Annotated in this window: 18 protein-coding genes; 11 read left to right on the forward strand and 7 right to left on the reverse strand. The window is 43.1% G+C overall.

The genetic code is table 11. The annotated features are described in order from the left end of the window. Together OFO12_RS07380 and OFO12_RS07385 are read right to left on the reverse strand one after the other, a co-directional pair. Positions 1-954, reverse strand: a 954-nt coding sequence (locus tag OFO12_RS07380; RefSeq protein WP_270870034.1) for a hypothetical protein, incomplete at its 3' end; no start/stop codon positions are given. 526 nt (positions 955-1480) lie between these two features. Continuing rightward, entirely contained in the window at positions 1481-2008 is a 528-nt protein-coding gene (locus tag OFO12_RS07385) for a hypothetical protein (RefSeq protein WP_270870035.1), read from the reverse strand. 100 nt (positions 2009-2108) lie between these two features. Here OFO12_RS07385 and OFO12_RS07390 point away from each other — a divergent pair, with 100 nt between their 5' ends. After that, positions 2109-5552 carry an acyl-[ACP]--phospholipid O-acyltransferase gene (locus tag OFO12_RS07390; protein WP_270870036.1) on the forward strand — a complete coding sequence of 1148 codons (3444 nt, stop codon included), beginning with the start codon at positions 2109-2111 and terminating at the stop codon, positions 5550-5552. Between the two features lie 64 nt (positions 5553-5616). On the opposite strand, the gene luxS is transcribed toward OFO12_RS07390, so the two are convergent. From luxS to mqnF, 3 genes are all read right to left on the reverse strand, one after another. Continuing rightward, entirely contained in the window at positions 5617-6120 is a 504-nt protein-coding gene (luxS, locus tag OFO12_RS07395) for an S-ribosylhomocysteine lyase (protein ID WP_270870037.1), read from the reverse strand. A 179-nt stretch (positions 6121-6299) separates the two neighbouring features. Continuing rightward, the gene (gene sppA, locus OFO12_RS07400; protein WP_270870038.1) at positions 6300-7172 is read right to left on the reverse strand and encodes a signal peptide peptidase SppA; all 873 of its coding nucleotides are present in this window, start codon (positions 7170-7172) and stop codon (positions 6300-6302) included. Then, positions 7160-8374, reverse strand: coding sequence for an aminofutalosine deaminase family hydrolase (gene mqnF / locus OFO12_RS07405; RefSeq protein ID WP_270870039.1), 1215 nt, complete (start codon positions 8372-8374; stop codon positions 7160-7162). The genes sppA and mqnF overlap by 13 nt, the downstream gene beginning before the upstream one ends. A gap of 121 nt (positions 8375-8495) precedes the next feature. Here mqnF and aroQ point away from each other — a divergent pair, with 121 nt between their 5' ends. The 10 genes from aroQ (at position 8496) to OFO12_RS07455 (ending at position 19526) form a co-directional block, all read left to right on the forward strand. Next, on the forward strand, positions 8496-8963 hold the full coding sequence (gene aroQ / locus OFO12_RS07410) for a type II 3-dehydroquinate dehydratase (protein WP_270859780.1): 468 nt from the start codon (positions 8496-8498) through the stop codon (positions 8961-8963). 9 nt (positions 8964-8972) lie between these two features. Further along, positions 8973-10004 (forward strand): M24 family metallopeptidase, encoded by a 1032-nt coding sequence (locus OFO12_RS07415; protein ID WP_270870040.1) that lies wholly within the window; start codon positions 8973-8975, stop codon positions 10002-10004. Next, positions 10004-10522 (forward strand): 2-amino-4-hydroxy-6-hydroxymethyldihydropteridine diphosphokinase, encoded by a 519-nt coding sequence (gene folK, locus OFO12_RS07420; RefSeq protein WP_270870041.1) that lies wholly within the window; start codon positions 10004-10006, stop codon positions 10520-10522. The genes OFO12_RS07415 and folK overlap by 1 nt, the downstream gene beginning before the upstream one ends. Next, a complete protein-coding gene (locus OFO12_RS07425; RefSeq protein WP_270870042.1) occupies positions 10519-11292 on the forward strand; it encodes a nucleotide-binding protein in 774 nt (257 codons plus the stop codon). Before folK ends, OFO12_RS07425 begins: the two co-directional genes overlap by 4 nt. A gap of 14 nt (positions 11293-11306) precedes the next feature. Continuing rightward, positions 11307-11909, forward strand: coding sequence for a TIGR00730 family Rossman fold protein (locus OFO12_RS07430; protein WP_270870043.1), 603 nt, complete (start codon positions 11307-11309; stop codon positions 11907-11909). Continuing rightward, complete coding sequence (gene mnmA, locus OFO12_RS07435; RefSeq protein WP_270870044.1) at positions 11906-12937, forward strand: tRNA 2-thiouridine(34) synthase MnmA; 1032 nt, start codon at positions 11906-11908, stop codon at positions 12935-12937. Before OFO12_RS07430 ends, mnmA begins: the two co-directional genes overlap by 4 nt. A gap of 632 nt (positions 12938-13569) precedes the next feature. Then, on the forward strand, positions 13570-15846 hold the full coding sequence (gene metE, locus OFO12_RS07440) for a 5-methyltetrahydropteroyltriglutamate--homocysteine S-methyltransferase (protein ID WP_270870045.1): 2277 nt from the start codon (positions 13570-13572) through the stop codon (positions 15844-15846). 58 nt (positions 15847-15904) lie between these two features. After that, the gene (locus OFO12_RS07445) at positions 15905-17422 is read left to right on the forward strand and encodes an MBOAT family O-acyltransferase (protein WP_270870046.1); all 1518 of its coding nucleotides are present in this window, start codon (positions 15905-15907) and stop codon (positions 17420-17422) included. Then, the gene (locus OFO12_RS07450) at positions 17423-18505 is read left to right on the forward strand and encodes an SGNH/GDSL hydrolase family protein (RefSeq protein ID WP_270870047.1); all 1083 of its coding nucleotides are present in this window, start codon (positions 17423-17425) and stop codon (positions 18503-18505) included. Continuing rightward, positions 18498-19526: a GDSL-type esterase/lipase family protein gene (locus OFO12_RS07455; RefSeq protein WP_270870048.1), complete on the forward strand. Its 1029-nt coding sequence runs from the start codon at positions 18498-18500 to the stop codon at positions 19524-19526. The genes OFO12_RS07450 and OFO12_RS07455 overlap by 8 nt, the downstream gene beginning before the upstream one ends. 486 nt (positions 19527-20012) lie before the next feature. On the opposite strand, the gene OFO12_RS07460 is transcribed toward OFO12_RS07455, so the two are convergent. Beyond that, complete coding sequence (locus OFO12_RS07460) at positions 20013-20555, reverse strand: HD domain-containing protein (RefSeq protein ID WP_270870049.1); 543 nt, start codon at positions 20553-20555, stop codon at positions 20013-20015. After that, positions 20555-22060, reverse strand: a complete 1506-nt coding sequence (gene putP, locus OFO12_RS07465; protein WP_270870050.1) for a sodium/proline symporter PutP — start codon at positions 22058-22060, stop codon at positions 20555-20557. The genes OFO12_RS07460 and putP overlap by 1 nt, the downstream gene beginning before the upstream one ends. Positions 22061-22097: the final 37 nt, after the last annotated feature.

Raw genomic sequence — 22097 nt, forward strand, 5'->3', positions numbered from 1 at the left:
ATCACCTTCTTGTAAAACATTGAAATTTAGATTTTCAAAATTTGAAATTTGTCCTGCTTTTCGTGTGCCCCAAGTGCTAGTGCTGTCGCCTAGGATTAGAGTGTTGCCTGTTATTTCCTTTGCGTTTCCACCTATGACAGCCCCCAAAACATTTCCATTTAGGAAAAATACAGCATTGTTTTTCGTGGTCGCGCTAGTCGTATCGGATATATATCCGCCATATATATTTTCTTTGACTTTTCCCTTATTCTCTAATAAATCTAAAATGACCAAGTTGCTATTTGCGCCATTTGACTTGCCAACTCCTTCGGTGCCACCCAATCCTACCGCGCCGCCGTAGATATTTGAGATTTTACTCTCGCCCACTGCGACAGCTATGTTTCCTTCTGCGCCACCTGAATTTGGTCTCCAAGTAGTACCAGCTGAAATATTGGTAGCTATCGCATTATCATCTGCGTCTTTATTTAAATCTTTTACATATATGCGGTTATTGTTCGCTTCGCCAAATTTTCCGACACCACCAAATAAATATTTACTAGTAGAATTTTTGCTTGAATCAGCAAATGTCGTAACTCCGTCATAGATGAGTTGATTATAATTAGCAAATGCTATCTCTTTCGAGGACGGAACTCCGCTAATCTTGTCTTCTTGGACAATTGCGCCTGTTATTTCATATGACTCACCATTAGAGCTAAACATTGTGCTATCTTTGACATAGAGAGTGTTATACTCCGCTTTGCCTTTGCGTGGATACGATATAGCGCCTCTTAGTTGCTTATGAGTAATTGTGCTTTTTTCTATTAATGTAGTATTGTAGCTAGCACTACCTGCATAATTACTATCGGTTCTAGCCGCCCATATACTACCATTGAAAGTTGAATTTGTTATTTCGATAGAGTTGTTATCTACTAATCTTGAATTAGAAGACTGCCCATCACTATAACCAGACTGCATACTAGCTGCTTTAAATGTTGCGCCATTTACGATTATTTTGTTATTTTGAACATTCTCACCAGTATCTGTCCAACCGCCATAAATTGGAGCTTTAGCGCTATCTGTATAGTTTCCGCCTGTAGTAACATTGGTGATCTCAATAATTGATTCATTAGGATTATTATTTCCGACCCATTTGCCATTACCAGCACTATAATAATTCGCTCCGTTGATTTTGGTCTCTGCATTTGCGATACTGACTGCGCTTACAGCGAAAAGCACAGTGGCTAAGACAATGCTTCCTCTGCTTTTGTTTAATGCTTTCATCTCAAACTCCTTTGAAATTTTATAAATAGCTGAAATTATAACTTAAATTACAGAAAAAAGCGGTAAAATTTAAAGAATTTATGGGAATTTTGCATTTTTTTAAAAATTTGACAAATTAGGCGTTTTTGGCGGATTAAGCGCAAAATTCTCGCAATGACAAATTAAACAAATTTCGCTCGCTATTGCCATTGCAAGGAAGCGAAGCACTAAGAACGCAAAATCAAATTTTCTGATTTAAATCCACGTTTTCGATTGCTAAATTTCGAAATTTAGCCAAATTTTCCACTTCGCGCGCAGTATCCTCGGTGCAAGGCAAAACTATATGAAATCCACGCTCAAAGCCCAAAAAATAGTTTTCGCTCGTCCTAGCTATGCGGTTTAAATCGCTAGTAGCGAACTTCTCGCTAGCACTGGCTTCACCGTTTGAAAAGCTAATCTCAGCCTCGCTCCACAAAAAATTCATCAACACGCTCGAAGGCTCGATATTTTCGGCGTTTGCGATATGTTTGCGAAGCATTTTGCGATAAAATTTAGGGAAAAACACCAGCCACAGCGCGCCCATGATTAGCGAAGCGATGCTTGCAATCGGGGCTGTTTTGAAAAGTCCGTCGATGATGATACCAAAAATCAAAAACTCAAAAGCGATCGCATAGGTGCTGACGATTTTTTGTTTTTTTGCTTTTTTGCTGTGAAGAAGCATAAATTTGTTAAGTGCGCTCACATCGCGCTCGGTGATAATTACTTGCATAATTTTCCTTGATAAAATTTGGCGCATTTTATCAAATTCGGCTTAAATTTTCTATGTTAAATTTAAAAGGCTAAAATTCGCGCCAAAACAAGGAAAAATTATGAAAAATTTACTCAAAATCAGCGGATTTTTGCCCTTTATGATAATAATGTTTATCAACGCTAGCGTAGATCTCGCGCACAAAATCACTATCCAAAATGTCCTAGTCAAGAGCTTTTCGGGCGACACGCTCATTGCCCTAACCGCGCTTGTAAATATGCTAATCTTGCTTCCATATATTTTTTTATTTAGCACTTCTGGCTTTTTAAACGACAAATTCTCGCGCACGAAAATCACTCGCGCTTGCGCCCTGCTTGGCGTGGGGCTGTGCGCGCTAATCACGCTTGGATACATTTGCGGGTGGTTTTATTTCGCATTTTTTATGACGATTCTTTTAGCTGCGCAAAGCGCGATATACTCGCCCGCGAAATATGGACTAATCAAAAAAATCGTCGGAGCGAAAAATTTAGGCGCGGCAAACGGCGCAGTGCAGGCTCTAACCATAATCGCGATTTTGCTCTCATCGCTTGTGTTTTCTGTGATTTTCGAAAGTTTCGCAAAGCAAGGCGCAGGCGCAGGCGAGCTTTTACGCTCGGTGTGGTTTATAGGGCTTTTGCTCGTGGCTGGCTCTATGGTGGAGGCGTATTTTGCCTATAAAATTCCATATTTTGACGCCGCCGAACCTGAGGCGAAATTTGAATTTGGCAAATTCGCAAAATTCGAGTATCTAAGGCAAAATTTAAAATTCGTAACCTCGGATAAAAATATCTTGCTCTGCACGCTTGGGCTTTCGATGTTTTGGGCTGTTTCACAGCTCGTGATTGCGACATTTCCGGCGCATTTCAAGGCCATTAGTGGAAATGATAATGTGATGATTATCCAAGTCATTTTAGCACTAAGCGCAATCGGAATCGCGCTGGGAGCGGTATTTGCAGGAAGCTACTGCAAAAAACATATCGAGCTGGGAATCGTGCCATTTGGCGCGTTTGGGCTAGGACTTGCGCTAATGATTTTGGCAAACGCAAATTCGGCTTTTACGCTATCTTTGGCGTCGCTATTTTTCGGATTTAGCGGCGGAATTTTTATCGTGCCACTTAACGCGAATATTCAGTTTTTTACCCGCGATGAGCGCATGGGGCGCGTGCTAGCGGGGTCAAATTTTATCCAAAATATCTTTATGGTGCTGTTTTTGATAATCGCAATAATTCTAGTAAATTTTGCCGTGTATAGTGGCGAAATCTTTGTAATGTGCGCGCTGTGCGTGCTAATCTGTGGAATTTTTAGCGCCAGATACCTGCCGCACCTTTTCATGCGAATTTTGCTTTTGCCGTTTTTGAAATTTGGATATAAAGTCCGCGTCGATGGGCTAGAAAATATCCCGCAAAGTGGCGGAGTTTTGCTTTTAGGTAATCACATTAGCTGGATTGATTGGGCGGTCGTGCAGCTTGCATGCCCGCGCGCTGTGCGCTTTGTAATGCATAGAAGCTATTATGAGCTGTGGTATTTGAAGTGGTTTTTGAAAATTTTTGGTGTAATTCCGATCGGCGCAGGGGTCAGCAAAAGTGCGCTTGGCGCGATAAAAGAAGCCTTAAACGCTGGCGAAGTGGTGGGGCTTTTCCCAGAAGGGCATATTAGCTACAACGGCAGAATTGATGAGTTTCAAGCTGGATTTGAGCACGCTGCAAAGGGCGCAAATGCCGTGATAGTGCCGTTTTATATCCGTGGGCTTTGGGGTTCGACATTTTCAAGGGCTAGCGAACATTACAAAAAAACAATCTCCAAGCTTGGCACGCACGCTTTGAGGGTGAGTTTTGGTGCGCCACTAGATATAAATGCCAAAGCGCACGAGGTCAAAAAGGCCGTGCGCGAACTATCGTTTTTTAGCTGGGAAAAATACCTTAGCTCGCTCGATCCCTTAGCGTATAACTGGCTAAATCAGGCGAAAATTTCGCCATTTAAAACTATCGCGGTCGATAGCACAGGGGTGAAATTTACAAATTTAGCGATGATGAGCGCGCTAATAATGTTTCAAAAGCGCCTAGCACCGCGCGTGGGAAATGAAAAAAACATAGGCATAATCCTGCCTAGCTCCGTGATTGCAAGTGCGATAAATTTGACGATTTTAGCCATGGGAAAAATCAGCGTAAATCTCAACTATACTTTAAGCGAAGAAAATCTCGTGTATTGCGCTACAAAGGCGAATTTGCGCACCATAATCAGCTCGAAAAAATTTGTCGAAAAGCTAAAATCGCGCGGATTTGAGCTAGAAAGTAGCCTTGGTGAGAGATTAGTGTATTTGGAGGATATCGGTGCAGATATCACGCGCAAAGAGCGCATAAGCACGGCGATAAAGGCTCTTTTGATGCCGAAATTTTTATTCGAGGTTTTGTATATCGCGCCACACGCAATCGACGATGAGGCTACGATTTTATTTAGCAGTGGAAGCGAGGGACGCCCAAAAGGCGTGGTGCTCACGCACAAAAACATAATGGCAAATGTGCGCCAAATCTCCGAACTCGTAAATGCCACGGGCGAAGACGCGCTTTTGGCGTCTTTGCCGATTTTTCACTGCTTTGGGCTAACCGTTACGACGCTATTTCCGCTAAATGACGGGCTTTTAAGCATACATGTCCCAGACCCGACAGACGCGTTTTGCGTGGGCAAAATGAGCGCGAAATACGGCGCGTCGATCATGTTTGGAACCTCGACATTTTTTAGACTTTATGCCAAAAACAAACGCCTAAATCCGCTAATGCTTCGAAATTTGCGCCTTGCAATCGCAGGTGCTGAAAAACTGAGCGAGAGCGTGAAAAAGGACTTTAAGGTCAAATTTGGCGTGGATATCTACGAGGGATACGGCACCACTGAGACTGCACCTGTGGTGAGTGTAAATACGCCAAATATTTTAGAGCCTGATTTTTTCAAAGAACTTGCCTTCAACCGCGAAAAAAGCGTGGGTTTGCCACTAGCTGGCACGATAATAAAAATCGTCGATCCTGCGAATTTCGCCGAGCTTGGAAACGGCGAAGCAGGGCTAATTCTAATCGGCGGGGCGCAGGTGATGAAATGCTACTACGACGAGCCAGAGCGCACGGAGCGCGCGATATTGGAGATCGATGGCGTGAGGTATTATAACAGCGGCGATATCGGATACTGCGACGATGACGGGTTTTTGTTTATCACAGACCGCCTTTCGCGCTTCGCAAAAATCGGTGGCGAGATGATAAGTCTGGGCGCAGTAGAGGGGGCGATAGGCGAAATTTTAGGCTCTGCGGTTAGCTTTTCGTGCGTAAATTTGGCCGATGAGAAAAAGGGCGAGAAAATCGCGCTACTATACAGTGCCGAATTTGGCGAAGATGAAATTTCGCAGATGATAAAGGGCGCAAATTTAGCTCCGATAATGCAGCCAAGCGTGGTAAAAAAAGTGGGTGAAATACCGATTTTAGGCAGTGGCAAGGTGGATTTTAAAGCTGTGAAAAAAATGGCAGAGGATATGGGAATTTAAAATTTTACTAGGCAAATCCTTGCAATGACAGATTAAGTAAATTTACTGTCATTGCGAGTGAAATTTACTTCACCAAAGATAAATCAAGTTTGATTTCGTCGTTTTTGATGACGCAAATGCCCTTGTTTAGCACATTTTGTGCGATTTGCTTGGCGCCTTGCAAAGAGTGCATTTCGCAGGTGCCACACTGAAATTTATTCAGCTCTGGTATGTCGCTTTGGCATTTTACCGCTAGCACATCGTGCATAGAGCTCTTCCATGCGTGAATTATCTCCTCTTCGCGCGGTTCGCCGATCAAACTCATATAAAATCCAGTCCTGCACCCCATTGGCGAAATGTCGATGATTTCGACATCGGCGCTGTTTAAATGCGCTCTCATAAAGCCCGCAAAAAGGTGTTCGAGCGTGTGTGTGGCGCGCTCGCTCATAATCTCTAAATTTGGCCTGCAAAATCGCAAATCAAAAACGCAAATCTTATCTCCGCCCTTTGTGGTCATTTTTTTGGCGAGTCGCACGCCAGGGGCTTTCATCTTGGTATGATCTACTAAAAAACTATCAAGTAGTGGCATTTTTTCTCCTTTAAAGTCGTTTGATTTCTTTTTTTTCAAATAAAATTTCGCTAGGGCTTTTCTCATCAGAGAAAAAGACATTATAAACAAACATCGAAAACACCGCGGTCGTGACGATAGCCATAAAAATCAAAACCGCGAAAATTATCTTGCGAATTATTAGCATGCGCGAAAAGCCCTTAAAACGCCATTAAACGCGCGTGAGCTAGATTATAAATCATCGCAGAGCCCTGCGTGGCGAGTTTATTTAGCATTTTTTCATACGGGCTTGGTTCTAGCCAGATTGGATTTGATACGCCACTTAGCTTTTCACACGCTGTTTTGGCGCTTTGCAGTGAGCCGACCTCGTCGATTAGGCCTAGTTTTTTGGCCTGCGCGCTTAAAAAGACCCTAGCGTTCGCCCAAATTTCTCGCTCGTCGAATTTAAGCTTTCTCGCACTTGCCACTTCGCGCGCAAACAGCTCGTAGCTTTGATTTACTAGGCTTTGCAGACTTTCTCTCTCAGCCTCGCTCCACGGCCTCATCATGGTTCCAGCTTCTTTAAATTCCCCAGCCTTTACGACCTGCTCGCTAATGCCGATTTTTTCGGTTAAATTCGAAACATCAAGCCCTTGCATAATCACGCCGATTGAGCCGATAAACGAGCCCGGGTTTGCGTAAATTTTACTAGCCCACACACCACTAAGATAGCTTCCGCTCGCCATTGTGCCCTTAGCGTATGCTACGACTGGCTTTTTGGCGTTTAGGGCTTTTATCGCTTGTGAGATTTCTACGCTTGGGCTTAGAGCTCCGCCTGGGCTATCAATGATGAGCAAAACGCCCTTGATTGCGCCGTTGTTTTCGATTTCTTTGATTTTTTCTAAAATTTGGCTATCGTCCATAATCGCGCCGGTCAAATTTATCGTGGCTAAATTTGCATTTGGACTTTGCGCGCTCTTATCCCCGCTAAAAATCAAAAACACAATGAGTAAAAATATCATTGATTTAAAATATTTATTTATAAAGCCAAGCACCGCTAAAATGGGCGTAAAAAGGTTTTTTAGAAATTGCATTTTTTACCTTTGATATATAGTGATTTTGCGTTTTTACTCTGTAAAATCAGCTGTAATGCTAGCTGGCTCTCATCGCATTCAAATCCCTCAAATACGGCGATATCTGCGATTTTGCCATTACTTAGCTCGCCTAAATTTAGATCCAGCGATTTTGCCGCGCGGTTTGTCGCACCTAGCAAAAGTTCGCGCGCAAGCTTGCTAAGCTCCAATCCGTCATGCACAAAGAGATTTGCCCTAAGCTCGTCGAGGAAATTTAGGCTGATATTCGAGCTTAGCCCGTCTGTGCCGATAGAAAATAAATAGCCGTTTTTGATAACGCTAGTTAGCTTTAATCTATCTCTGCCTAAAAGGCGGTTTGAGACCGCGCAGTGCGTGATAGAGTGGAGTTTTTTATCAAAAAGTTTGAGATCTGCAAAGACGCAGTGCGTAAAGAGCGTGCGCACGCCCTTGAAATACTCGATATAGCTTTTTGGCGAATAAAATGGTTTTGGGTTTGGCAAAAACGCCCCAAGCCACTCTTTAAACGCGCCTTTGCCGTGTTTGAGCCAGTCGCGCTCGTGGTTGCTCTCCATGAAATGCGAACTCATCAAAAGCTCGTTATCGCGGGCAAAATCAGTGGCAAATTTCGTGATTTCTGGGTGTGTGGAGTATGGCGCATGCACGGAGACTGCCGGGATAAACAGATCGCTTACAAGCTCAGCAGACCTTGTGAAGCGCTCGCTAAATTTATCTATATTTGCGTCGATTGTGTTTTTATCCGCGCCTAAAATTTCGTTGAAAAACACGAAGCGCGCAGGCGATTTGGCACAAATTTGAGCCTCTGTGCCAAAGCTAGAAATTTCTCCGATTGTAGCCACGCCTGATTTCATCATGGTTAAAATTTCTTTTTCGATTATCGTTTCTAAGGCCTGTTTGGAGAGCTCTTCTCTGGCATTTACGATAGAGGCGACCCATTTTACGAAATCGCCATAAATTAGGTGCGTGCGATTCGCGCTAAATTCTAAATGCGTGTGTGTGTTGATAAACGCTGGCATAGCGATATCGCTTCCACAATCGATAAATTCAGCCTCGGGGTATTTTTCCCTAGCTTCATTTGGTTTTAAAATTTCTTCTATTTTTTCGTCGAAAACTACGGCTTTATCGCGGTGAATTTTAAATTTTTCATCGCAGGTTAAAATCCACTTCGCCTTTAAAATTTTCATAATTAATCCTTGTGATTTGTGATGAAATATTTTACAATAAATTAGTAAAAATTTAAGATAGTCAAAAATAAGCAATATTTGGCTATAATGAGCGATTAAATTTTTTTAAAAAGGACAAAAAATGAAAATTATGGTAATCCAAGGACCAAATATCAACCTTCTAGGACTACGCGAGCCAGGAATTTACGGCCGTATGAAAATGGAAGATATCCACAGACAAATGCAAGTCGTAGCAGAGCAAAGTGGCGTAGAAATCGAGTTTTTCCAAAGCAATTTTGAAGGCGAGCTAGTCGATAAAATCCAAGAGTGCTACGGCACATGCGATGGAATCATCATCAACCCAGCCGCTTACACTCACTCATCAATCGCTATGAGAGACGCGCTTATGGCTGTGGCGTTGCCTACGATTGAGGTGCATATCTCAAACATCAACCGCAGAGAGGAATTCCGCGAAAAATCAATGATAGCCCCTGTTACAGCTGGTCAAATCATCGGCTTTGGCCCTGTGGGATACCATTTAGCGATGATTGGTATGCTTCAAATTTTCGAGCAAATCAAGGCTGCAAAAGAGGCGAAAAAAGAGGCGTAATCAAAGCAGATGAACTATATTTTAAGGGATACTAACGCCGTATTTTGGGAGTGTGGATATGCGTGCGATAACTGCATATTTCTAGCCCTTAATGGCGTGCGGTTTTTTATCACAGACGCTAGATACAGCCTCGAAGCTAGCGAGTTAGCCAAAAATGCGCAAATCGTGCAAAGCTCGGATTTAACCCTTTCTGCGCGTAAAATTTTGCGCTCTTATAAGGTGAGGGCTGTGATTTTTGATCCTAATGATTTTAGTTTTGGCGCATTTAACGCACTAAGTAAAAATTTAAAAACGCACTTTATCCCAAAGCCAAATTTTAGCCAAATTCGTCGCACGATAAAAAGCGAAAATGAGCTTGAAATACTGCGCACTGCGGCTAAAATCGGCGCGCAGAAATTTGATGAATTCGCCAAATTTGTGAGCGAAAATGGGCTTGGTATGAGCGAAAAAGAGCTATTTTATAACGCGACTTTGATTTTCAAAGATAGCGGAAATTTAGCTCTTAGCTTCGAGCCAATCGTGGCGATTAACCAAAACGCCGCCAAGGCTCACGCTCTGCCTAGCGATGAGCGTTTAAAAGACGGCGATTTGCTTTTATTGGACGCTGGGGTGAAGTATAAAAACTACTGCTCAGATCGCACAAGAACGGCGAAATTTAGCGCACAAGAGGGAATAAATTTTAGCAAAAATCAAAATTTTGGCGACATTAAAAAAGATAAAATTTACAGCATTGTCAAAGAAGCCCAAAAACGCGCCATAAACGCCGTAAAACCCGGTGTCGCTGCGCGCGAAATAGATAAAATCGCGCGAGATTATATCGCAAGCGAGGGCTTTGGGGCGCAGTTTTTGCACTCTACGGGGCATGGCGTGGGCGTGGATATCCACGAATTACCGATTATTAGCCCGCGCTCGAAGGCCATTTTAGAGGAAGGCATGATTTTTAGCATAGAGCCTGGGATTTATTTGCAAGGCGAGTTTGGCGTGAGGATCGAAGATACCGTAATCGTGACAAAAAATGGTTGCGAGGTTATGAGCGAATAATGCAAATTCTAGCGCAAAAAAACGGATTTTTAAGGCTAAATGAAGCTGTGAGGGTCATAAAAAGCCGGAATTTCCCGCGCAAATTCTCAAAAAAAGAGAATTTTAAATTTTGCTATATTTTAGGGCTTGGCGGAAACATCGGCGACAGCAGGGCGAGGTTCGAGCGTGTGTATCACCTGCTACAAAAAAATCCGAATTTTTTCGTTTGCGCTTCGTCGCAAATTTTAGAAAACAAGCCATTTGGGTTTTTAGAGCAGAGCAATTTTTTAAACGCTACGCTGTGCGTGCAAAGCTCGCTCGCGCCGAATTTAATGCTAAAAACTATGCAAAAAATCGAGCTTAAATTTGGGCGCAAACGAAGTTTCAAAAACGCCCCGCGCACGCTAGACATTGACATTTTGTATTCTAGCGCGAAAGTTAGGCGAAACGAGCGCTTAATCGTGCCGCACATGGGCGCAGCGGAGCGCATAAGCGTGATTTATCCACTTGGAAGTATGATTGAAAAAGGTTTGGTATGAAAAATAAAATTCTAACATTTCTAAGCGCAAAAGGGGGAGTTGGCAAGAGCCAGATTGTGGCGAATTTCGCTCAAATTTTAGCTAACGCAGGATACGCTGTGGCTGTGCTAGAAGTGCCAAATTTCAACAACCAAGAGATAATCTTAAACGCTAAAATCGACAAAAACCAAATTTTTGTTTTCGCAAACTCTCAGGCCAAGGGGCTTAAAATTTTGCCAAATTTGACGCTGATTGCGCCAAATGACGGCGTGTTTTTGAGCGAAAATGGCGCGATAGAGAGCTTTTTGGGCGCAACGCTTGGCGCGGATATGTTTGATTTCATCTTGATCGACGCTTCGCTAGATTACGCGAAAAAACTAGTAGAATTTGACACCGAGCCGATTGTGGTGTGCGCGAACGAACCCTGCGCTATTAGCAACACTTACGCGTTTTTGAAATCGCTAAATTTGCCACAAAAAGAGATTTTGTTTTTGATGAATTTCGCCTCTTGCGAGGACGAGGCTGTGGGGATATTCGAAAATCTAAAATCCGTGGCGCAAAAGAATTTGGGCGAGGTAAAATTTGGGCTAGTTGGCTTCATGCCTTATGATAAATATGTCTTTATAAACGCCCAAAATAGGGAGCTTTTCAGTATCTCGCGCCCGTTTTGCAAGGCTAGTATCGCGCTTCGTGATAGCGTAAGCAGGACGCTGGTGGCACTTGGGCTTGAAGCTTTGCCAAAGCGCGGTGCTTTCGGTGGCTTTCTAGGAAAGCTTAGTAATTTAATCTAAATTTTAATCACACAATGCAAATACGAGAAATTTTACAAGATATCAGAACGGCGAAAAATAGCCTAAATTTCATAGAACCAGGCGTTACGATTTTTGGCTCAGCGAGGCTAAATGCGAGCAATCAATATGTCAAAGACGCAGAAAAACTCTGCGCGGCACTCGCTGATATGGGATATGCGGTCATCACAGGCGGAGGAGGCGGGATAATGCGCGGGGCAAACAAAGGCGCATTTGCTCGCGCAAAAGCCCCAAGCGTGGGCTTTAACATAAAGCTTCCTTTCGAGCAAAAAAGCAATGCGTTTTTGACTCACGATGTGCATTTTAAAACCTTTGCCCCTAGAAAAGGCGCGCTCATCGCAAATAGTGAAATTTTCGTCATTTTCCCGGGCGGGTTTGGGACGATGGACGAGCTGTTTGAGGTATTAACCCTCAAACAAACAGGCTTTAAAACAGCCCAAATTTACCTATACGACGCCAAATTTTACGCCCCTTTGGTGGAGTTTTTCAAAAGCTCAATGTTAGCTTTGGGCACGATTGATGAGGGTGATTTGGCGGGATTTAGGCTCTGTTCTAGCGTAGAAGAGATAATAGAGCATATCAAAAAGGAGAAAATTTGAAAATCATGGTCGCCCTAAGCGGGGGCGTGGATAGCTCGATGAGCGCGAAGCTTTTAAAGGACGCTGGGCACGAGATCGAGGGCTGCTATATGAAGCTACACGAAAAGCCAGGCTATCACGAGAAAAATATCGAAAAAGTGCGCAAAGTAGGGGAGTTTTTGGGGATAAAAACGCATATTTTGGATTTGCAAGATGAGTTTAGGCGCGAGGTTTATGAGCCCTTCGTGCGCACATACCAAAACGGCCTTACACCTAATCCCTGCGCGCTGTGTAACCGCACAATCAAACTTGGCAAGCTTTTGGAATTTGCCCATCAAAACGGCTGCGAACGCCTAGCTACTGGGCATTATGTGCGAGTGGAAAATGGACTTTTAAAAAAGGCGCGCGATGAGAGCAAAGATCAAAGCTATTTTTTGGCAAATGTTAATCCAAATGCCTTAAAATCTATGATTTTCCCGCTTGGCGAAATGCTTAAAAGCGAGGTCAAAGCCAAGGCTAGCGCGTATCCAGAGCTCATCGAAATCGCTTCGCAAAGCGAAAGTAGCGAGATTTGCTTCGTGGATAAAACATATATCGAAATTTTACAGCGCCACACAAACACCAAAACCCCGGGCGTGGTGAAAAACACAAATGGCGAAATCATCGGCACTCACGAGGGCTATATGCACTATACAATCGGCAAAAGGCGCGGATTTCGCATAGACGGCGCGCATGAGCCACATTTCGTGCTCAAAATCGACGCGCAAAATAACGAAATCATCGTCGGCGGGCGCGACGAGCTCGATACTTACGAGTTTTCGACGCGAAATTTAAACGCATTTGTGAGCGTAGATGAAATTTTAAATGCGCCAAATTTGGGCGTGAAACTTAGATATCGAAGCACGAAAATCCCTGTAAAAATCGCGCTAAATGAGCGTGGCGGGGTTAATGGAGTGCTGTCCTACCCAGCAAATGGCGTAGCTGGGGGACAGCTGGCGGTTTTTTACGACGAAGAAGACCGCGTGCTAGCCAGCGGGTTTATTGAGTGAAATTTTAAAATTGTAACGCTAGCCATTGTCATTGCGAGCAAGCCTTGCTTGCGTGGCAATCTACGAGTAAAAAATTCCCACCGATAAATTTGCTGTCATTGCGAGAAAACGAAGTTTTCGAAGCAATCCAGAGAAATTTAAATTCAAAATTCAACCCAAATTTAGCCTTGAACGATTTTTTAAATTTTAGGCGAAATTTTGATTTTCTCGTAAGGGGGAATGGGGGCTTGAATTGCGAGGTCGCGCCCCTTCCCCCTTACAATCCCCCAACCCCCGACGACGCTTTTAAGGTGGCTAAATTTAGAAAAACTGTGTTTTTCTAAATTTAGCTGGTTTTATTTAACTGAAATGCTTCGCATTTCTGTGCAATTGCAAAGTAAAATTCCAGGGCAGTGTTTGTGGAAATTAAAATTTCAAATTTTATCTATATCAAAGCAAAATAAGGCTAAAATGCTCAGATTAATTTGAAATTTAAAGGAAGCAATAAATGCACTGTCCCATGGCGACTTGATATTATCGGTATTTTTCTAGGGCTAATCATTTATTCACGCATATTCATGCCGCGCTAGCGGCGCAAAATTCAGACTTTTTCTCAACACAATTTATAAAATTTTAAAACAAAAAGGATAAAAATGAAAAGTTATATCACAGGTTTTCCGCGCATTGGCGAACAACGAGAACTTAAAAAAGCGCTAGAAAGCTTTTGGGCAGGAAAGTGCGAACTGGGCGCATTAAATAAGGTAACAGACGAGCTAAAAGATCGTCATATAAAATATCAACTTGATGCTTGGACGGGCTTAATTAGCGTAAATGATTTCTCATTTTATGATTTAATGCTTGATAATAGCGTGCTTTTTGGCGCAGTGCCCCAAAGATTTGCATCTTTGAGTGGCGAAGAGCAGTATTTTGCGATGGCGCGTGGAAACAAAGACGCCGTGGCAATGGAGATGACAAAATGGTTTAACACAAACTACCACTACATCGTGCCTGAAATCAGCAAAAACACAAAATTTAGCCTAAATGCAGACAAAATTCTAAACGAATACAAAGCAGCTAAAAATAACGATTTTAAGGATAGTTGCGCGTTAAAGATAAATTTAATCGGACCGATAACCTATCTAGCACTTTCAAAAAGCACGGACGGAAGCGAACCGCTAGCCAAACTTGATGAGCTAGTAGAACAATACACTAAGCTTCTAGGCAAGATTTCAGCCCTTGATAGCGAAGTCGTCGTCCAAATCGACGAGCCGATTTTCGTAACCGATAGGGGCGTGGAGCTAACTGGAAAAATCGCACCTGTTTATAACAAGCTAAATTCGGTCGCTTCAAACATTAAAATCGTATTTATGACATATTTTGAGCACGCCACAGAAGCTTTGAAAGAAGTCGTTAAAACAGACATTTGGGCTGTGGGGTTAGACTTTGTCTATGCAAGTGCGCAAAATATCAAAACCGAGCTTGAAATCCTAAAAGATGCGAAAACTACGCTATTTGCTGGGGTAATCGACGGACGAAATATATGGAAAAGCGACATTGATAAAAAGTTAGAATTTTTGGAATTCATCGCGCAATATGTCAGCAAAGATCGCCTTTATATAGGAACTTCGTGCTCGCTTTTGCATGTGCCTTTTACGCTAAAATATGAAGAAAAACTAAACTCTGAGATTAAATCGTGGCTAAGTTTTGCGTGTGAAAAACTCGAAGAAGTCTGCATTTTAACCCACCTTTTCTTTAAAATTCCAATCTGCGATAGCGGTATCAAAAAATATGAAGAAAATCGCAAATCTGCCAAAACACGCCTAAATTCGCCGTTAATCCACGATATAGCGGTGCAAAATCGCGTGAAAAATTTAACCAAATTTGAGCGAAGTGATAAATTTGAAGACCGCATTAAAATTCAGCGCGAAGCCCTTGCTTACGGCGATTTGCCGACCACGACGATAGGCTCTTTCCCACAAACAACCGAACTTCGCCAAGTTCGCAACGCCTACAAAAAAGGGCTAATTAGCAAGGAAGCCTATGAAAAAGATATAAAAGCCTATATCGATGAGTGTGTGGCGTTTCAAGAAGAGATTGGGCTTGATATTTTAGTCCATGGTGAGCCTGAGCGAAATGATATGGTTGAGTATTTTGGCGAACAGCTCAAAGGCTACGCATTTAGCGCAAACGGCTGGGTGCAAAGCTACGGCAGTCGCTGTGTAAAACCGCCACTTTTATTTGGCGATGTTAGCCGTCCAAAGGCGATGACCGTGGAGTGGATAAAATACGCACAATCTAAAACAAGCAAAATTATGAAGGGTATGCTGACTGGTCCAGTAACCATTATGAACTGGTCATTTGTGCGTGATGATAAGCCTAGAAGCGAGGTTGTCAAGCAACTAGCTCTTGCTATTAGTGATGAAATTTCTGACTTGCAAGTTGCAGGGATTAAGATAATCCAAGTCGATGAAGCAGCATTTAAAGAGGGCTATCCGTTACGCAGGGAAAATATCAGCCAATACGAAAATTTCTCGGTGGGCGCGTTTAAACTGGCTGTTTCAAGCGCAGATGCTAAGACGCAAATTCACACTCACATGTGTTATTCTGAATTTAACGATATTATCAAAACGATTGAGGCAATGGACGCCGATGTCATCAGCATAGAAACGGCGCGTTCTGGCAACGAGCTACTTAAAATTTTTAAATCAGTTGGCTACAAACAAGAAGTAGGTCCGGGTGTGTATGATATACACAGCCCAAGAGTGCCGAGCGTAGAGGAAATGGTAGCGCAAATTAACGCGCTTTTGGAAGTTTTGCCAAAAAGTCAGCTTTGGATAAATCCTGATTGCGGGCTTAAAACTCGCAAATGGGAAGAGGTAAAGCCAAGCCTAAAAAATATGGTAGAAGCTGTGAAAATCGTAAGAGGATAGGAGTAATGTGGCGCGAGCAGGGCGGTGCAAAGCCCTGCGCGCTTCATAATCAATCAAAATGACATTTTTTTCGCCCGAGTTTATTTTGCTTTTTACGCTGTTTTTTGCCCTGTATTGGTCGCAAAAAGACAGCGTCTTTATCCAAAAAATCCTAATTTTGGCTGCAAGTTACGGCTTCGTCTGCTCTGTAAGCCCAAAATTTGGCGCGATTTTGTTTGCTTACTCGTGCTTTGTCTATTTTGCTGGGAAATTTTTGAGGCGAAATTCCAGCAATTCCGCCATTTTATCGGCAGTTTTTGGCTCTATTTGTTTTTTGTGTTTTTTTAAATATTTTAGCCATATTAGAGAATTTTTCGCCATTGTTACAAATTTTTTTGGTCTCTCCCCAATCGAGTCAATCGCCCTGCCACTGGGCATTTCATACTATACTTTTATGTCGATAACCTATCTCGTGGCTGTGGGTAAAAAGCACTGCGATAGCGCGGATTTTTTGAGTTTGCTTTGCTATCTGGCGTTTTTCCCAAGTGTGGTAATGGGTCCCATAGGCAGGGCAGTCGCGCATAAAAACTCCAAAGGATACACTAAAATTTATCCAGTTTTGCCACAATTTAACCAAAAAAAGAGCTTTAAAAACGGCGATAAAATTCTCGCGCTTTTTATCATCGGCGCTTTTAAAGTTCTTATCATTTGCGGTCATCTCACGCCGTTTGTGGGTGAGATTTTTAGCAATATTTACGATTTTAGCGAGGTTAGCGCGCTAAAAATTGTGTTGGCGATTTTGCTTTATTCTTTTGTGATTTATACGAATTTTAGCGGATTTATCGACATTGCGCGCGCCCTAGCACTCGCACTTGGATTTGCTTTGCCACGCAACTTTCACATGCCATATACTGCGCGAAATATCGATCAGTTTTGGGATAGGTGGCATATCAGCCTTTCTACCTTTATCCGCGATTACATTTATATCCCGCTTGGCGGGAATTGTGGCTGGGGCAAAAAACTGCCAGTAAAGCTCAAAATCGGCGCAAAGAAAAAGAAAAAGAAAAAAGCCAAAAAAGAGATAATCGAATTTGTCGAAGTGCGCGGTGCGTGGAAGTTTTGGCGTATGAATTTTAATATAATGCTAGCGTTTTTGCTCTCTGGAATTTGGCATGGAGTGGGGCTAAATTTCGCCATTTGGGGGGCGTTGCATGGCTTAGCGTGCGTGTGGTTAAAATGCCTTAGAGCCTGCAAAGTAAAGCCGCTGAATTTACACTTTTCTAGGCTGATTACATTTATCTATGTCAGTTTTGCGTGGGTGTTTTTCGCAAACACTGATTTTAGCGAGATTGGCGCGATTTTCTCGGCTCTTATTTCATCTCCACTTTATCAGAGCAAATTTGAAATTTTGCTAGTTTTGGCTGTTTTGATTTTTGTTTTGATTTATCCTAAATTTTTGGTTACAAACCGCCTAATTGAGGGCTTTTTAAAGAGATTGCCATTTTGGTTAAAAGGTATAGTTTTGGGCGCGGTTTTTTGCGCGATTTATCTTTTGATGCCAAGTGGAATTCCAAATTTTATTTATGCGAGTTTTTAGATGATTAAATTTTTGTTTTCGTTGGTTGTGGCGTTTTTGATTTTGGCTTTTTTTGCGCAAAATTCATTGATTTATTACGCGAATTCGCGCTTTGGCTCGAATTTTGGTTTGGAAGAGTATTTGGCGAATTCGCCTTTGAGATTTGGGGGCGAATTGCAATCAAACATTAGCCAAAAAATCCAAAATTTCACGCCAAATTTAAAGGCGAAATTTGCGAGCTTCTCTCCGCAAACAGCCACTTACACGCTCGCTAGTAACACTGCGCCCATTATCGCTCCAAGCGATAAAGACGCAATCATCGAGCGTGAGCTCAAAAAAATCGAAGCAGTTAAGCTAACCGATACAACTCTACCTAAAATTGATAATAATAAAAGCGCGAATTTAAGCGTGCCAAAGCCTAGCGAGGCGAACGAAACAGCTCCTGCTCTCGCGCCAAAAGTTGCGAAAAAATCTAGCGATAAAATAGCACTTAAAGCCGGTCAAACCGTGCTATTTATCGGCGATAGCCTAATGCAGTATGTGGGTATGAGCGCTAAGAAATTTTTCCCAAAATCAGGGCTAAAAGTGCTTGATCTTAGCAAGCAATCAACTGGCCTAGTCGATAAAAAGGGGCACAACTGGCAACAGGTTTTATCCGAAAATCTAGCAAATAACGAAAATATCGGGCTAGTGGTGGTGTTTTTGGGTGCGAACGATACTCACCCGCGCAAGATTAACGGAGCTGTGCGAAGCGTAGGGAGCGAGGTTTGGAGCGAATTTTACGCTAGCAGGGTCAGGGAGATTTACGATACTGCCGAAAAATACGGCGCAAAGGTGCTGTGGCTGGGGCTTCCGTGCATGAACGAAGCAAAATTTGAGCAAAAAACCGAGGCGATTAACAAAGTCTATAAAAGCGTGAATAAAGAATTCGGCGAAATTTACATGCCTACAAGCCCATTTGTGTGCGAAAATGGCGCATACAAGGTCTATCTCAAAAACGGCAAAAATCAAATTCGCGTTCGCCAAGACGACGGAATCCACATCAGCAAAAAAGGCTGTGAAATCATAACCCAAAAAATCTTAGCAAGGATTAGCGTTGAATAGCCTTGCTCGCGTGCTTTTTGCGGTTTTGCTCTGCATTAGTGGCGCGCTAGCGCAGGGCTTTGGGGTGAAGTTTTTGGGCGATTCACACCTTGGAAGCGACGCGCTAATACAGGCATTTAGAGATGAATTTTTTGGCGGAAGCGACGATAGTGTGGGCTTTATCGCCCCGCTAATGCCTAAATTTCACGCTAGCGAGGCGCTGAGATTTAAAAACGAGGGCTTTGAGATTATCTCATCGCGCAGGGATACAGACCCAGATTTCCCGCTATGCGGGGTCATCGCAAGGGCGAGAAATGGGGCGAGCTTGCAAATTGAGCTTAAAAAGCTAAGTGGCGAATTCGAGGTCGAAGTGCTTCACAGAGTGGGCGGAAATGGCGAAATTTTCGAGATTATCGACGCTAATGGGCGGAAATTTCGCATAAATCATCTTTTGCGAAATTCTTGGGAATACACGCGCTTTACGCTCGCTTTTCCAGTGCAAATCCGCTCTTTGCGCGAGGGTGCGGAGCTTGGCGGGTATAAAATTTACCGCAAAAATGGTAGTTTCGCCGATAGTTGCGCTAGCAATGGCGCGTATTCGAGCGTGTATCAAAAATGGGGTAAAAACGCCTTTATCAGGGACTTAGCGCGACTTGATTACGAGCTTTTTATCATCGCTTATGGCACAAACGATGCCCTTGATAGCAACTTTGACGAGGCGAAATTTTACGCGACTCTGCGGGGGCTAGTGCGCTCACTTCGCAAAGGCTCGCGCAGGGCAAAAATCCTGCTACTCGCTCCGCCTCGCAGCCCCAAAGTGCCAAACGCCTCTCGCGCAGCAGCCGTGATAAGGCACCTAGCCAGCGATATGGGGCTTATGTTTTATGATTTTGATATGGCGATGAGCGAGGATGGAGGCTGGGAGGGCTGGCGCAAAATGGGGCTAATTCGACCCGATGAAATCCACCTAGAAGCTGGGGGCTACGAGAGGCTTGGGCGAAATCTAGCCAGGCTTTTGAAGCGAAATTTGATAGAATTTTAAAATTTAGCATAATCCGCTAGCGCAACCTTTAAACACTGCCCCGAAATTTGTAAATTTTGTATAATCTGTCATTGCGAGCAAAGCGAAGCAATCCAGTAAAATTTTCAGCACACTTCAACTTAAATTTTACTTCCAATTTGTCATTGCGAGAATTTTTGCGAAGCAAAAATTCGAAGCAATCTACGACTTTAAATTTAGAGCATGTGAATTCCGTGTCATTGCGAGGAGCAAAGCGACGAAGCAATCCAGTAAAATTTAGGGAGTGTTAGAAATTTGAATTGAAATTTATCTGAATTTCACTGGATTGCTTCGAAAACTTCGTTTTCTCGCAATGACAGCAAATTTACACGCTTTAAATTTTATACTCGTAGATTGCTTCGAGCCTTTCGGCTCTCGCAATGACAATAGCGAGCAAAATTCGTGCCAATCTATGAATTTAAAATTTCGGGGCAGTGTTTTGCAGAAATTTAAAATTTCACTGCTGTATCAAGCGTGGTGCAGTTCTCTCATGCCTTTTATGCAGATTTCTACGACCTCTTTGATATCCATGCTAAGCATTTCGCACCCCTTTAAAATCACGCTTCTATCGCATTTGGCGGCGAATTTTTTATCTTTAAATTTTTTCATTACACTGCTAGCGCCTAAATCCGCAAAGCCGTTTGGGCGCATTTTGGCGCAGGCATCGATTATGCCTGTTAGCTCATCGACGCAAAATAGGCTTTTTTCTAAATTTGAAATCGGCTCGACATCAGTGCAAATGCCGTATCCGTGGCTGAGTATCGCCCGCACGCTAGCTTCATCTACGCCGGCGTCCAAAAGTGGCCCAGCTGTGTGCGCTAGGTGTTCGTCTGGGAATTTTTCGTAGTCGAAATCGTGCAGATAGCCGATTGCTTGCCAGTATTCTTTATCCTCGCCGAAATGCTCCGCCATAGCCCCTATTGCGGCCATTACATTTTCGCAATGCGCGATTAAATTTGGCTGTGAAATTGCGCCCGAGATTAAATCTTTTGCCATTTTCAAATTTAACATTATTTTTTCTCGCTTTCGTTTCGTGCTTTCATTTTTTCAAATTCGATTGAAATTTCGTTTAAATTTGGCTCGTCCGCCATTTTATCTAGCACGGAGTTGTATTTATTGACTAGCATTATGGCAATCATCGAAAATGTAAATCCAGGCAGTAGCGAATAAATATAGCCCGATAAATCAGCAATTATCCAGATTATGACCGTTACACCGCCTACAATCATACCGCAAAGCGCCGATAATGCGCTCATATTTTTTGAATACAGGCTAAAAAGCAGCACCGCACCAAAACTCGCTCCAAAGCCCGCCCAAGCGTGTCCGACGACATTTAAGACGCTATCGTCCCACAAAAACGCCGCAATCGTAGCTAGCACCGCGATGAAAACGACTGCGAGGCGGGAGACTAGGGTTTGCGTGGCTGATGAGACTTCTTTTTTATAAAATGCGAAAATGAAGTCTTTCGTAACCGAGCTAGCACTGACCAAAAGTTGGCTAGAAATCGTGCTCATAATCGCAGCTAGCACGGCTGAAATAATCACGCCAAGGATAAATGGGTGGAAGAAAATTTTGCCAAGTTCTAGGAAAATTTTCTCTGGATCGCTGATAGAAAGGGAGTTTTGGTGAAAATACACTAGGCCGATTAGTCCGCTAGCCATCGCCCCAAGCAGTCCAAAAACCATCCACGAAATGCCAATTCTGCGCGCAGAACTCATCTCGGCTGAATTTCTAATCGCCATAAATCGCACGATGATATGAGGCTGTCCAAAATAGCCAAACCCCCATGACAAAAGCCCCAAAATTCCAAGAAAAGTTTGCCCCTCAAACAGATCCAAATGCGACGGGCTGATTTTTGATACCTCGCCCCAAAAGCTCGAACTATCGGGGATTTGTAGAGCATTAAACGAAAATGCTGGAATCATAATCAGCACGATAAACATTAACGCGCCTTGGAAAGCGTCTGTTATCGCCACAGCCTTAAATCCACCAAAAAATGTATAAAACACAACGATACAAATCGTCGCAATTGCGCCGTAAGCGAAATTTAGCCCGAAAAATGTCTCAAAGCTCTTTCCGCCTGCGATGATTCCACTAGAAACATATAGCGTGAAAAATACGATAATCAAAAGTCCAGAGATTATGCGAAGAGATTTTGTTTTGTCTTTAAAACGATTTTCCAAAAAATCGGGGATTGTAATGCTATCGCTTGCGACTTCGGTGTAAATTCTAAGCCTTTTTGCGAGAAATTTATACGCGCACCATGCACCGATACAAAGCCCGATTGCAATCCAAACCGTGCTAATTCCAGTAGCAAAAAACGCCCCAGGAAGCCCTAGAAGCATCCAGCCGCTCATATCGCTAGCACCCGCGCTAAGTGCGGTTACAAAGGGGTTTAATCTGCGATTGTCGATGAGGTATTCGCTCAGGCTTGCGTTTTTGTCGTAGTAGTGTCTGCCGATGATGACGAGGGCTAGGAAATACATAGCGATCGAGGCATAGATCCAATAACTCATTTTCCACTCCTTAAAAGGTGCGATTTTATCAAAATTT

This window comes from Campylobacter sp. JMF_04 NA10 (assembly GCF_027737655.1).
GTDB lineage: Bacteria > Campylobacterota > Campylobacteria > Campylobacterales > Campylobacteraceae > Campylobacter_B.

Bases quoted from the DNA above. Each gene is read 5' to 3' on its own strand.
- OFO12_RS07460 (WP_270870049.1), bottom strand. From the start codon at position 20,555: ATGTTAAATTTGAAAATGGCAAAAGATTTAATCTCGGGCGCAATTTCA.
- folK (WP_270870041.1), top strand. From the start codon at position 10,004: ATGCAAATTCTAGCGCAAAAAAACGGATTTTTAAGGCTAAATGAAGCT.
- OFO12_RS07385 (WP_270870035.1), bottom strand. From the start codon at position 2,008: ATGCAAGTAATTATCACCGAGCGCGATGTGAGCGCACTTAACAAATTT.
- OFO12_RS07390 (WP_270870036.1), top strand. From the start codon at position 2,109: ATGAAAAATTTACTCAAAATCAGCGGATTTTTGCCCTTTATGATAATA.
- aroQ (WP_270859780.1), top strand. From the start codon at position 8,496: ATGAAAATTATGGTAATCCAAGGACCAAATATCAACCTTCTAGGACTA.
- luxS (WP_270870037.1), bottom strand. From the start codon at position 6,120: ATGCCACTACTTGATAGTTTTTTAGTAGATCATACCAAGATGAAAGCC.
- putP (WP_270870050.1), bottom strand. From the start codon at position 22,060: ATGAGTTATTGGATCTATGCCTCGATCGCTATGTATTTCCTAGCCCTC.
- OFO12_RS07445 (WP_270870046.1), top strand. From the start codon at position 15,905: ATGACATTTTTTTCGCCCGAGTTTATTTTGCTTTTTACGCTGTTTTTT.
- OFO12_RS07415 (WP_270870040.1), top strand. From the start codon at position 8,973: ATGAACTATATTTTAAGGGATACTAACGCCGTATTTTGGGAGTGTGGA.
- mqnF (WP_270870039.1), bottom strand. From the start codon at position 8,374: ATGAAAATTTTAAAGGCGAAGTGGATTTTAACCTGCGATGAAAAATTT.
- OFO12_RS07425 (WP_270870042.1), top strand. From the start codon at position 10,519: ATGAAAAATAAAATTCTAACATTTCTAAGCGCAAAAGGGGGAGTTGGC.
- metE (WP_270870045.1), top strand. From the start codon at position 13,570: ATGAAAAGTTATATCACAGGTTTTCCGCGCATTGGCGAACAACGAGAA.
- sppA (WP_270870038.1), bottom strand. From the start codon at position 7,172: ATGCAATTTCTAAAAAACCTTTTTACGCCCATTTTAGCGGTGCTTGGC.
- OFO12_RS07430 (WP_270870043.1), top strand. From the start codon at position 11,307: ATGCAAATACGAGAAATTTTACAAGATATCAGAACGGCGAAAAATAGC.
- OFO12_RS07450 (WP_270870047.1), top strand. From the start codon at position 17,423: ATGATTAAATTTTTGTTTTCGTTGGTTGTGGCGTTTTTGATTTTGGCT.